We start from the raw sequence: 12,479 nt of genomic DNA, 5'->3' as shown, positions 1-12,479 counted from the left end.
AGAGTATCCAGTTATATTACAATAATGGAACTCGTTACCACGGAAAACTTTATCCTTTGATATTATGTTTACATAACCACTATGTAGTTTGAGCCCAATTGTATCGCAATCGAATGGAAGATAGATGCCATCTCATATGCAGTACCATTCTCACGTATGGTGAGTGTAGATGCCAATATAGAAACAGAATTGCCCTCAGCAAGTATCATACCTCCCTGTTCAGCAAAGTCACGTATATCTTCCAACATCTTCTTGCGTCTGTAAATCTGTCGAGCAAAGAGTTCAGGGACTCCGTTTGGTAAATAAAGCATATCACATTTTGGGAGTTCATTGCTGTATAGGGGACTGAAATAAGTTATGTTACCAATCTTAGAGAGCTTCATCAGATTATCCCAATACATATAATTGAAAGCTACATCTTTTGCAACAGCAATTCTAATCTTTTTAACTCCAACATCAATATCATCATCATAGTCTGAAGTATAGGGCAACATATACAGACATGGAAAGATAAGTTTACATGATTCAATAATTTTGTGAACATCTACAGTCTGAGCTATCTTATCAGCAATTTTATCAATAAGACTATTTATCTCTTTCCTGGCACTTACAGTAATAGCGCTATGCTTAGATATAAATTTATCATCCGAGATATATGGAATATAGCCGAAGCACTCAACTCCTGTATCAATGCATGCCTGATAAAGATATTTATATTGAGCACCGGAGATTGTCTGATTGAATACAACTCCGGCTATCTTTAACTTAGGATTAAAAAGTTTGAACCCTAATATCATTGCAGCAACAGAATAACCTGCCATTCGTGCATTTATAACCAATATCACTGGAAGGTGCAGAAGCATTGCTATTTCAGAACAACTACCTTTACTTCCATCATAACCGTCGAAGAGAGCTGCAGAACCTTCCACTATACATAAATCAGCATTTTCACCATAGTTATTATATAGGTGTTGTATATAGTAGGGCGATGAGAGCCAGTTATCAAGATTTACTACCGGCTTATCTGTGCTCATAGAGAGATATTGTGGATCAATAAGATCTGAGCCACACTTATATGATTGCACACGCAAGCCTTTTTGCTGTAACAAGCGTGATATACCGAGAGATAATGTTGTTTTCCCGGCACCAGGAGTCAATGATGCAATTAAAAATTGTGGTTTCATCTGTTTTTTTATTAATATACAAAATTAGTAAATTCCACAATATGGCAATGAAAAACATGATTGTCATTTGTTGTGTATTTTCAAAATGATATACTATCTTTGCTTCATGAAAAACATAATTAGATTCATTCTCTTAATTACATTGGGATTTATCGCAGGTATAGTAATTGCAGGTATAGCAGTTATTTTTATTAAAGGAGTACCTGTAAATGTCTTTATTGATAAGCTTCTTAAAATCGATTTTACTAAGATAATAAAGGTCTTAGTAACATTGTCAATATCATCATTATTTGCATTATACTTTCACATAATAGTCCACGAAGGGGGACACCTTGTGTGTGGTTTGGCTACAGGTTATAAGTTTGTATCTTTCCGCATATTTTCATGGACACTTATAAAAGAAGAGAATAAATACAAGATTAAGAAATTCTCGTTGGCTGGAACAGGAGGACAATGTCTCCTGGAGATGCCAGATCTGCCTGAAGATAAGTTGCCTGTTGTTTGGTATAATATAGGAGGTGTTCTAGGAAATATCATTTTTTCTCTCTTAGCCCTTGCAATACTTTTGATTTTTAATAATGGTAAATATGTCTCTGCATCCTTAATAATCTTCATAGTTATTGGGCTATTTTTAGCACTAACCAATGGTATTCCAATGAAAATACAGGGTATCAGTAATGATGCTGCTAATGTATTATCATTGAGAAAACACCCTGAAGGTAAAATTGGTCTTAAGTTACAGTTGAGTGTCAATGCACAATGCCAAAGAGGTGTTAGATTAAAAGATATGCCTGAGGATTGGTTTATAGTTGATGATGATTTTAGACCAAGTGACACTATAGATGCAGGATTGGCTACGATGACTGCTTCAAGATATATTGATATACGTGAGTTTGATAAGGCTTATGATATTTTCAATAAAATTATAGCACCAGAGTCCAAAGCTATAGGTATATATGTAAAGGAGTCTATGTGTGAAATGGTTTTCCTTTCATTGTTGAAAGGCGACGAAGAGAAGTTCAATCAATTATATACTAAACAGTTAGAAAAATATATAAACCAATTTAAGGGTATCATGAGCAGTAAGATGCGCATACTCTTCACTATAGCACTCTTGCACGATAATGATAAGGCAAAAGCCGAAGAAATCTACAATAAATTACTTATTGATAGAGATAAATTTCTAATGAAAGGTGAGGTAGAGATGGATTTAGACCTTATGAAAGAGATTTTGACTAAATATCAATCTTAACAATTCCTCCATATGGCGTAAGTGATTCGAATGCCTCCTTGGCCTTTATCAATCCTGCATAAATCTGTGCGCATATTAGAACTCCACCATGGGCGAAGATAGCTACACTCTTATAGTCCTGTCTCTTCAGCTCATCTAAAAAAGATGCTACTCTGTTGTATTGGTCTTGAAAAGACTCTCCGTTTGTACTACGTACATTTATGTAATCGCTATACCACTTTTCTATATTTGGATCGTCTATCTCATCAAAACGTTTCATTTCCCAATCGCCGAAGTTTATCTCCATTAGCCTGTCATCTCTTAATGCATCTTTGTAACCACAAAATCCAGCAAGTTTCCAGCTTCTCGAGAGAGGACTTGTATAGACTTTATCAAAAATAATACTATCTAAATTTGCCGATGTTATTTTTGCCTCTTCTGTAAATGACGGACGAAGAGGAACATCGGTCTGGCCATAACATGTTCCAGGTTCTATATCTACCGAGGTATGACGTATAAGATATACTAACATAGATTGTAATTTAGAAAAACAACTACAATATAGAAAGATAATTCACAAAGTAAGAATGTTGCTCCACAACAGTCGCCGGTATAACCTGCAATTTTCTTATGCATTATATGACCCAAAGCGAAGAGCATAAATACTGGTGCCAACAGAGCAAACCAATATATTTTGTCTAAAAGAAATAGTGGAGGTATAATACCTATAACAGTAGATATGATAAAAGCCTTAAGAGTCATCCTGTCGTATACCACCTTTGCTTTTGCTGTCTCTTCATTACGTGCATAGGGCAGTATATTTATTATGTTTGCAGCACAAGCCTTACTCCATACATCTGCAGATATAATCACAAAACATAAAAGAGGAACTGATAGCGTGTACATAAGATTGAAGAGTAGTAGGAAATAGATTATTAGTCCTATAACTCCGTATGTACCAATGTGTGAATCTTTCATTATTGCAAGTGTTCTCTCTCTGTCAGTACCTCCGCCAAAGCCGTCACAGAAATCGGCCAAGCCATCTTCATGAAGAGCACCTGTAATGATTAATCTAGAAGAAATAGCAAAAATAATAGCTATCTCAATAGGCATAATAAGAGATGTGAGAAACAACACAAGAGCCATAATACCACCTGTAAGTACACCGGTTAATGACCAATATTCAACCAAACGCTTAAAATATTCTTTTGGTATATCTGCTATTCTCCAAAAAGGGAGACGTGTAAAGAAAACAAGTGCAGCAAGCAATCTCATAATCAGAAATATTTAGTTATAGACGCATTTGCAAAATTGTCCATTTCATTAATCATATTCACAGCCGACACGATGATAGGGTAGCAACATACAGAACCACTGCCTTCACCAAGTCTAAGTCCTAAATTCAATATAGCATGTTGATTCATGCTGTCTAAAAGTAGCTTGTGTCCTACTTCGTCACCTTGGTGACCAAATATTGCGTATTCTACTACTTCAGGGTGCATCTTTGATGCAGCAAGCATACATGTAGTCATTATGAAGCCATCTACAAGGATTATCATATTAAGTTCTGCTGCACGGAGCATTCCACCAATTGCCATAACCATCTCGAAACCACCAAACCAACTTATTATATCTTCTGTAGTTCCATCACCTTTGTAGTTCTCGACAGATCTCTTCAGAACATTATACTTATGATTTATTCCTATGTTATCAAGTCCGCTTCCGGCACCAACACACAGATTTAATGATATTCCTGTAAAAAGATGCATCCATATAGATGAGGGAGAGGTATTGCCTATACCCATCTCGCCAAAACTTACCACATTACAACCTGCATCGTGTACTTTTGAGACAACTTCAGCACCACGTTGCAAACATAACTCCATCTCCTCACGACTCATAGCTGGCCTATATAGGAAATTCTTAGTTCCTCTGCCAACGCTCATATTAACTATTCCACTCTCATAAGGCAGGTCATAGTCTACACCGGAATCCACCAATAAGAGTTTAAATCCATTTGTCGACAAAGAAAATTGATTCCTGCACCTCCATGAAGGAAATTACTGAGTTGTTGCCAAGTAATCTCTTTAGGAGATTTACTGACATTTTCTTCAACGATACCATGATCGGCAGCAAAAAGTATATTATGTGGATTAGATAGCGTAGGAGAGAGACTTTGTTGGATAAGTCCGATCTTAAGTGCCAACTCTTCAAGTCTTCCTAAAGAGCCTTTTGGTTTAGTAAGATTATTGATTTTGTCAACTAACTTATCATGTATGGATAGATTTGGCTTTTCTATAGTAAAATTCATTTCAGTCTTATTTAATTTTTAATGCTATTCCAGAGATCATGCAATAAACCTCATCAGCTTTTGACACTACATATTGATTCATCCATCCTAGTAGGTCAGTGAATTTTCTCTGAATCTCATTATCTGAGACTCCTCCACAACCTATTTCGTTGGTAACAAATATAAAAGTATCATCTTGATTGGTAAAGTCGTCGAACTCCTTTTTCAGTTGACTCAAAGATAGGTTAACATCCGATTTATTTTCGAAAAAGAAATTGGTAGACCAAAGGGTAAGACAGTCAATCAATATTGTTCTGCCTTGATATTTATGATTTGACAAAAACTTCTCCTCTTCAATATTTGTCCACTCTGAACCTCTTCTCTCTTTATGTTTTTCTACACGATTACGGAACTCATCGTCCCAAACATGAGCTGTAGCAATATAAATAGGGTTCTCACTTAAAGAGAGAGCAAGTTGCTCGGCATAAGTACTTTTACCCGAACGCTGTCCTCCTGTTATGAGAATTATCTTTTTCATTCCTCTTCGCTTCCTTCTGTTCGAAGAATTAGTGTTGTAGCTCCGATGGTTATAATAGAACCATCCTCAATATTTACCTTCTCTTTGTTTCCTAAGATCTCATTCATCAGGAATGTACCAGTCAGGCTATCATTATCAGATAAAGAATATTTTACTTCACCTTGTTTGTTCTTTCTCACATTAATTGTGCAGTGACTTCTGTCCATACTAGGGTCAGAAGTCTCAACAGGAATATCAACGACAGTACCTTTACTTCTTCTTCCTATAGTGTTATTGCCTAATTGGAGAGGAAATACCTGTTTAAACCCGAACACATTCTCTATAACGACAATGCTGCCTAAGTCATTTTCAGGACTGTTTTCATCAGGATTCTCATCCTTTTGAGTAGGTTTAAGTTTTGATTTTCCGATACGGATACTGAATTGTTTCTTGCAACTGTCACAGATGAATATCAATGATTGTCCATCACTATATTTTGTCTCATCAAAAGTGATATAGTTATCACATTTTGGACATCTTACTCTTTTCATTATATAAGCGGAATTTATTTTGAGCTTAGCACCCAAGCATCATCGAATGAATTGTTTGCTCTTAATTGATTTACCTTGTTATAAGCGGAAGATTCATCATCAACATTACATATTGATATTCTATACTTATAATATCCTTTTCCAAGAATAATTGCAGCATCTTTATAGCCCTTCTTAAGTAGTTGGCCTACAACACTATCTGCTTCTTTTTCTGAAGAAGTACTTGAAATTATTACATGGAATTTTTTATCTGCTACCAAAGGCTTTATTTCTTCTCTTGATATATTATCCTCGGCAGCTTTAATCTCTTCAGAACTATTAGGTTCAGAAGCTTTAGCAAATTCTATTTTTTCAGCTACATCAACTTTCTTCTCAACAGAGACTTTTGATTTTGTCTCCGATGATGGCATCTCAAATACATTAGCAACAAATGATTTTGACTTTATGGAATTAAAGAGACCGGCATCACCTAAATATGCATAGTTTTCATTATCTACATAGCTGTTCTCTACAGGAACAGAGAGGAAGAAGAATAGTAATAGTGCAACTGCTACACCTAAAGCAGAACCTAAAAAACTGGTGCCTATAGAGCGTCTACTATCTGAGTTAGTGGTTGTATATCTGTTCTTATCATCCTCATAGATCTGTACAACTCTTTTATTGCTGCTTTTAACTCTGAGGCATTGGAAATCAGAAAGACCATATAGGCTAGGAGTGTCAATAATCTTATCAGCTGCTACAAAATGTATAGAACCATCAGAGTTGCACGATAGACTACCAATATTAGCTAAGTTGACATTACCATCGCGATATAGCTGATCCTTCAACTCATCAACTTCATTTTCTATATGTAAGTTTGCATCTGAGAAGTCGGTGTTGAGAGCCTGCATATATGATTGAACTAACAGGCCATCGTTCATTATAAGTTTTGGGTTGAAACCAATAATACGTTGTGGAGGGAAGAAAGTGCTAGTCTTCTCGTCAAAATAGGCAGATTGATAGTGAGCTATAAATCCACCAAAATTTGGAACAACAACACAATCATTGTCCAGTAGCAAAGTCTCTATATGTTTAGCCAACGTAACCATAGTGCAAATTTATATTTTAATGCTTTAAATAGCAACTTTTGGCAAATAATTTGAAACAGAAATTTATTTATTGTACTTTTGCTTTAGTTACAATTTATCATTAAAAGCAAATTTATGAATATTGCTATTGTAGGCACCGGATATGTAGGATTAGTTTCCGGTACATGCTTTGCTGAGACTGGAGTTAATGTCACTTGTGTTGATGTTAATTCAGAGAAAATAGAGAATCTGAAAAAGGGTTTAATTCCAATATATGAACCGGGTATAGAAGAGCTTATTTCAAGAAATGTTAAAGCACAAAGACTTAGTTTTACTACTAGCCTTGAAGAGTGTCTTAACAATGTTGATATAGTCTTCAGTGCGGTGGGAACTCCTCCGGATGAAGATGGAAGTGCTGATTTGAGCTATGTATTAGATGTAGCCAGGACAATAGGAAAAAACATGAATAAGTACATCTTAATTGTTACAAAAAGTACTGTCCCTGTTGGAACTGCCCAAAAAGTAAAAAAAGCAATTCAAGATGAGCTTGATAAAAGGAATGTACAAATTGAGTTTGATGTAGCTTCTAATCCTGAATTTCTCAAAGAGGGCAATGCTATAGATGACTTCATGAAACCCGACCGAGTAGTCATTGGTGTTGAGAGTGAAAGAGCTCAGAAACTAATGAGCTCACTTTATAAACCATTCATGAGACTTAACTCTCGTGTTATATTCATGGATATCGCATCGGCAGAGATGACTAAATATGCTGCAAACTCTATGCTGGCAACAAGAATTAGCTTTATGAATGATATAGCTAACCTATGCGAGATAGTTGGAGCTGATGTTAATATGGTACGCGATGGCATTGGCTCGGATACTAGAATTGGTAGAAAATTCTTATATCCTGGTTGTGGCTATGGCGGTTCATGTTTCCCAAAAGATGTGAAGGCACTTATAAAGACTGCCGAATCTAAGGGTTATGAAATGAGAGTTTTGAAGGCTGTTGAAGAGGTTAATGAGTTTCAGAAATCCATTCTGTTCAACAAACTTAACAAGCATTTCGACAATAATCTTTCTGGTAAGACAATTGCTATATGGGGATTGTCATTTAAACCGGAAACAGATGATATGCGCGAAGCTCCATCTCTTATAATAATAAATAAACTCATTGAAGCCGGATGTAATATCAGAGTATATGATCCTATTGCAATGAATGAGTGCAAAAGAAGGATAGGAGATAAGGTCTACTACTCAAAAGATATGTACGATGCTACATTGGATTCGGATGCATTATTTATGCTTACTGAATGGAAAGAGTTCAGACTCCCATCATGGAAAGTAATCAAAAATTCAATGAAAGGTAATTTAATCCTTGATGGAAGAAATATTTATGACTTTAAAGAACTCAATGAGCTTGGTTTTGTTTACCATTGTATTGGAAAATAGAATCTAAATTATGTATAGATTTATTATATTACTTATCTGCTCTGCTCTATTGTTCTCTTGTAAAAAAGATAAGAACAAAAACGAGATGCAAAGAGAAAATATTGAGGCAAAAAAGATGTTACAAGGAGTTTGGACAGACGATGCCACTGGGACCCCTATAATTAAAATTAAGGGTGACAGCATTTTCTATACTGATCCATCTATTTCTCCTGTAATGTTTAAGGTAATAAATGATTCTCTCTTTACATATGGTAGCGTTGTAAATGGATATAAGATTGAGAAGGTTAACCAATACAACTTCTGGTTTGATTCGGAAACAGGAGATGTCGTTCAATTTAGTAAATCTGAAGATTATAACGATTTAAAGTTCTTTTCATTCGACAAGCCTACACTGAACAGTAAAAAGGTTATTAAAAAGGACTCCATTATTAATTTCAACAATGTCAGATACAGAGGATATGTGTATATAAACCCTTCTAAAATAAAGGTTACTCAGTCAAGAGTTTCAGATGAAGGTATCAATGTAGACAATTTCTATTACGATAATATTATACATATATGTGTATACGATGGAAATAAGAAGCTATGTTCAAAAGATATAAACAAGAACATGATGAGTGGAATTATTCCAGATGATTTCCTTCAGAACTCTATCCTTGCTGATATGGACTTTGTCGGCGTTAATTCTAAGGGATACCGTTATCAAGCTAAAGTTGGTATTCCTGACGAAGCCTCATGTTATCTGGTAGATGTTATTATCGATAAAAAGAGTAATGTGAAGTTCAACGTTGTAAAATAAGTATAAAAAAATCGCCTGATTGTATATATTCAACAATCAGGCGATTTCTTATAATCAACTCTTCTGTTTGTTCTTCCCTTGGAAGTGTTTCTTCTTGAAGTTTGATTTTCCATTTCTGTTATCCCCCTTAATTCCAGGCTTATATTCAATAGGTTCCAGCCCTGCTGGAAGAGGTATCTTGTATATTGTCTTCTCAACAAACTTCTCTATGGCGTAGAACTTAGTCTGCTCTTTCTCACTAACAAAAGTTATAGCACATCCGTCATTATTTGCTCTGGCTGTTCTGCCTATACGGTGTACATAGTCTTCACAGTCATGAGGTACATCATAATTTATTACTGTACGTATATCATCAATATCTATACCTCTTGCTACAATATCGGTTGCTACAAGTATGTTTATTCTTCCTGCCTTGAAATCGCGCATTATAGAATCTCTCTGTGACTGATCAAGGTCAGAGTGCATCTCTCCAACATTAAGATGCATCCTTTTGAGTGCAAGTGTTACCTCTTTTACTTTCAACTTTGAAGAGGCAAATACGATTACTCTTTCTGGAGTCTGATTTTTGAATAGCTCATTGATTATGGCAAGTTTCTGACTCTCATAACAGATATATGCAGTCTGAATAATCTTTTCAGCGGGCTTTGATACTGCAAGAGATATCTCTACAGGATTATTGAGGATAGTTGAAGCAAACTGTTTTATCTTCGAAGGCATAGTGGCAGAGAATAGGATTGTCTGTCTCTTACCAGGCAATGACTTAACTATCTGCTTAATATCATCAGCAAAGCCCATGTCAAGCATTCTGTCTGCTTCATCAAGTATGAAGAATGAGACTCTTGACAAATCAACATATCCCATGTTTATATGGCTTATGAAACGGCCAGGAGTGGCAATTACCACATCAGCACCTAGGGTAAGTCCTCTCTTTTCCTGTTCAAACCTGACCCCATCATTTCCTCCATATACAGCAACACTTGATATCGGAAGAAAATATGAGAAACCCTCCATCTGTTGATCAATCTGCTGGGCCAACTCCCTTGTCGGCGACATTATTATGCAATTGATAGAGTCGGCTGGATATCCTCCTTTGCTTAATTGATTGATGATTGGAAGGAGATATGCGGCAGTCTTTCCTGTGCCAGTCTGCGCAACGCCAATAAAGTCGCGACCATTCATAATCTCGGGAATGGCCTTCTCCTGAACAGGAGTACACTCTTTAAAATTCATGGCATCAAGTGCATCAAGCACACTCTCTTCCAGATTAAGTTCACTGAAATTCATCTATATAATTCTATATTTATAATTTACCTCTCTCTTCAAGATAGGAGTCTTTAAATCCTAAGAAATAGAGTACTCCATCTAGTCCTATTGTACTTATTGACTGTTTTGCGTTGGCCTTAACCTTTGGTTTTGCATGGAAAGCAATACCAAGACCGGCAGTAGCAAGCATAGGCAGGTCATTTGCACCATCACCGACAGCTATTGTCTGTGCGATATCTACCTTCTCAACCTGTGATATGAGTTTAAGCAGTTCTGCTTTACGCTTACCATCAACAACCTCACCTAAATAGTTACCGGTAAGTTTGCCATCAATAATTTCCAATTCATTGGCATAGACATAGTCTATTCCATATTTATTTTTTAGATAGTTTCCGAAATATGTGAATCCTCCTGAGAGAATTGCTATTTTATAACCGTATTTCTTCAATACGAACATAAGTCTGTCAACACCCTCTGTTATAGGCAGGTTTTCAGCAATCTCCTCCATAACACTCTCATCAAGTCCTTTTAGAAGAGCAACTCTCTCTCTGAAACTCTCAGTAAAGTCTATCTCACCTCTCATTGCTCTCTCAGTAATCGCTTTCACCTTGTCACCTACACCGGCACGAATAGCCAACTCATCTATCACCTCAGTCTCGATAAGAGTTGAGTCCATATCAAAACAGATAAGTCTTCTCATTCTTCTGTACATATTATCCAATTGGAATGAGTAGTCCATATCAAGATCGCTGCTTAATTTGAGGAGAGCTCTCTGCATCTCTTCCGAATCTCTAGGATTCCCTCTGACTGAGAATTCGATACATGCTCTCACATTAGCTTTACGCTCATCGAGCGGCATTCTTCCTGTCAGTCGTTTTATAGCGTCTATGTTTAATCCTTGATCGGCTATTATTCTTGTTACAGTGGATATCTGCTTTGCAGTCAATTTTCTTCCCAATAGGGTAAGAATATATCTGTTTTTACCTTGCATGGTAACCCACTTCTCATATTCTTCAACAGTAACAGGGTAAAATCTTATATTTATTCCAAGACTTGAAGCACTAAAAAGAAGGTCTTTCATTACATTACCCGAATTCTTCTCATCAGTTTTAAAAAGTATACCTAATGACAGAGTATTATGAATATCAGCCTGACCGATATCAAGTACAGTAACATTATATTTTGAAAGAATTTCAGTTATAGAAGCCGTAATTCCAGGTTTGTCAACGCCTGAAATACTAATAAGAATTAGTTCTTTATTATTATCCATACATGGCATAATTTGTAAAATACAAAAGTAGTCAAATTAATCGTTTTTTCAGCTCTTTTTGTAAGTTCTTTTTGATTTAGATGGTCACTTTACAAATTTGTCTTTACATTTTTTTAATATTAGAGAGTTTCATTTTAATAAAGAAATGCTATATTTGCATCAGATTTCCAATTATTTAGGGCTTTGTGATAAAGTTCTTAAGTAACAGTCCGAGTGGAAAATCACTGTTTGGCAGTCTCGGATAGTATAAACCAAAATCAAATTACATGATTAAAAGTGTAAAATCGATCTTTCTTTTTTTGTTGATTAGTTCAGTGATTTCACTATCATTTATTGATAAAAACAAATCTAATGTAGGTTTAAAAATAGGAGATAATGCTCCACAATTCTCTTTGGTAAATGAAAGTAAATCTATTGATCTAAAAAAGTTAAATGGTAATTTTGTGTTGATTAGTTTTTGGGCAAGTTATGATGCTGAATCTAGAGTAAAAAATGCAATATTAAACAATGCAGCATCAAAAATGAATAATTTGCAGATTGTGTCAGTTTCATTCGATGAATACAGATCTATATTTGATGAGACAATTAACAATGACCAATTAGATAAAGCTGATTGCTTCATAGAGCTTAAAGGAAATTCTTCAAATCTTTTCAAGTCGTATGAGCTTAACAAAGGCTTTACCAATTACCTACTCGATAAGAATGGTAATATTGTAGCCAAAAATATCGACTCAAAACAACTTTTTTCATTAATCAATTAATACGAGAAAATCTCTATTTGAAAAAAGTAAAAACATTATAATAAAAGGTCGCAATACATTCTAATGAGATTGCGGCCTTTTATTTTTTATAGAAAAT

At 35.4% G+C, this 12,479-nt stretch carries 12 protein-coding genes and 1 pseudogene; 4 read left to right on the top strand and 9 right to left on the bottom strand.

All coding sequences use genetic code 11. The annotated features are described in order from the left end of the window. Positions 1-68: 68 nt before the first annotated feature. Positions 69-1,184, bottom strand: coding sequence for a cobyrinic acid a,c-diamide synthase CobB (locus JCM15092_RS15880; protein WP_051532543.1), 1,116 nt, complete (start codon positions 1,182-1,184; stop codon positions 69-71). 106 nt (positions 1,185-1,290) lie between these two features. Between JCM15092_RS15880 and JCM15092_RS11185 the strand changes: the two genes are divergently transcribed. Next, positions 1,291-2,436 carry a site-2 protease family protein gene (locus JCM15092_RS11185; protein WP_024994742.1) on the top strand — a complete coding sequence of 382 codons (1,146 nt, stop codon included), beginning with the start codon at positions 1,291-1,293 and terminating at the stop codon, positions 2,434-2,436. Here JCM15092_RS11185 and cobC read toward each other — a convergent pair. From cobC to JCM15092_RS11155, 6 genes and pseudogenes are all read right to left on the bottom strand, one after another. Then, entirely contained in the window at positions 2,420-2,947 is a 528-nt protein-coding gene (gene cobC, locus JCM15092_RS11180) for an alpha-ribazole phosphatase (RefSeq protein WP_024994741.1), read from the bottom strand. The genes JCM15092_RS11185 and cobC overlap by 17 nt on opposite strands. Next, complete coding sequence (cobS, locus tag JCM15092_RS11175) at positions 2,941-3,690, bottom strand: adenosylcobinamide-GDP ribazoletransferase (RefSeq protein WP_024994740.1); 750 nt, start codon at positions 3,688-3,690, stop codon at positions 2,941-2,943. Before cobS ends, cobC begins: the two co-directional genes overlap by 7 nt. A gap of 2 nt (positions 3,691-3,692) precedes the next feature. Next, a pseudogene (cobT, locus tag JCM15092_RS15875) lies at positions 3,693-4,726 on the bottom strand (nicotinate-nucleotide--dimethylbenzimidazole phosphoribosyltransferase). Positions 4,727-4,733: 7 nt separating this feature from the next. Beyond that, positions 4,734-5,243 (bottom strand): bifunctional adenosylcobinamide kinase/adenosylcobinamide-phosphate guanylyltransferase, encoded by a 510-nt coding sequence (cobU, locus tag JCM15092_RS11165; protein ID WP_024994739.1) that lies wholly within the window; start codon positions 5,241-5,243, stop codon positions 4,734-4,736. After that, positions 5,240-5,773: an FHA domain-containing protein gene (locus JCM15092_RS11160; RefSeq protein ID WP_024994738.1), complete on the bottom strand. Its 534-nt coding sequence runs from the start codon at positions 5,771-5,773 to the stop codon at positions 5,240-5,242. Before JCM15092_RS11160 ends, cobU begins: the two co-directional genes overlap by 4 nt. A 14-nt stretch (positions 5,774-5,787) precedes the next feature. Then, entirely contained in the window at positions 5,788-6,861 is a 1,074-nt protein-coding gene (locus JCM15092_RS11155) for an HU domain-containing protein (protein ID WP_024994737.1), read from the bottom strand. A 114-nt stretch (positions 6,862-6,975) separates the two neighbouring features. Between JCM15092_RS11155 and JCM15092_RS11150 the strand changes: the two genes are divergently transcribed. Both JCM15092_RS11150 and JCM15092_RS11145 read left to right on the top strand, forming a co-directional pair. Beyond that, positions 6,976-8,289 carry a UDP-glucose dehydrogenase family protein gene (locus tag JCM15092_RS11150; RefSeq protein WP_024994736.1) on the top strand — a complete coding sequence of 438 codons (1,314 nt, stop codon included), beginning with the start codon at positions 6,976-6,978 and terminating at the stop codon, positions 8,287-8,289. A 10-nt stretch (positions 8,290-8,299) separates the two neighbouring features. Continuing rightward, positions 8,300-9,088 carry a DUF4738 domain-containing protein gene (locus JCM15092_RS11145; RefSeq protein ID WP_024994735.1) on the top strand — a complete coding sequence of 263 codons (789 nt, stop codon included), beginning with the start codon at positions 8,300-8,302 and terminating at the stop codon, positions 9,086-9,088. A gap of 54 nt (positions 9,089-9,142) precedes the next feature. On the opposite strand, the gene JCM15092_RS11140 is transcribed toward JCM15092_RS11145, so the two are convergent. Together JCM15092_RS11140 and serB are read right to left on the bottom strand one after the other, a co-directional pair. After that, positions 9,143-10,372 (bottom strand): DEAD/DEAH box helicase, encoded by a 1,230-nt coding sequence (locus JCM15092_RS11140; RefSeq protein WP_024994734.1) that lies wholly within the window; start codon positions 10,370-10,372, stop codon positions 9,143-9,145. Between the two features lie 16 nt (positions 10,373-10,388). Next, complete coding sequence (gene serB, locus JCM15092_RS11135) at positions 10,389-11,621, bottom strand: phosphoserine phosphatase SerB (protein ID WP_024994733.1); 1,233 nt, start codon at positions 11,619-11,621, stop codon at positions 10,389-10,391. Between the two features lie 269 nt (positions 11,622-11,890). Between serB and JCM15092_RS11130 the strand changes: the two genes are divergently transcribed. Then, positions 11,891-12,382 carry a TlpA family protein disulfide reductase gene (locus JCM15092_RS11130; protein WP_034541956.1) on the top strand — a complete coding sequence of 164 codons (492 nt, stop codon included), beginning with the start codon at positions 11,891-11,893 and terminating at the stop codon, positions 12,380-12,382. Positions 12,383-12,479 lie beyond the last annotated feature (97 nt).

Source organism: Phocaeicola paurosaccharolyticus JCM 15092 (genome assembly GCF_000613805.1).
GTDB classification, from domain to species: Bacteria; Bacteroidota; Bacteroidia; order Bacteroidales; family Bacteroidaceae; genus Phocaeicola; species Phocaeicola paurosaccharolyticus.
The sequence above is the reverse complement of the archived record's forward strand: the minus strand, read 5'-3'. Positions and strand labels throughout refer to the sequence as shown.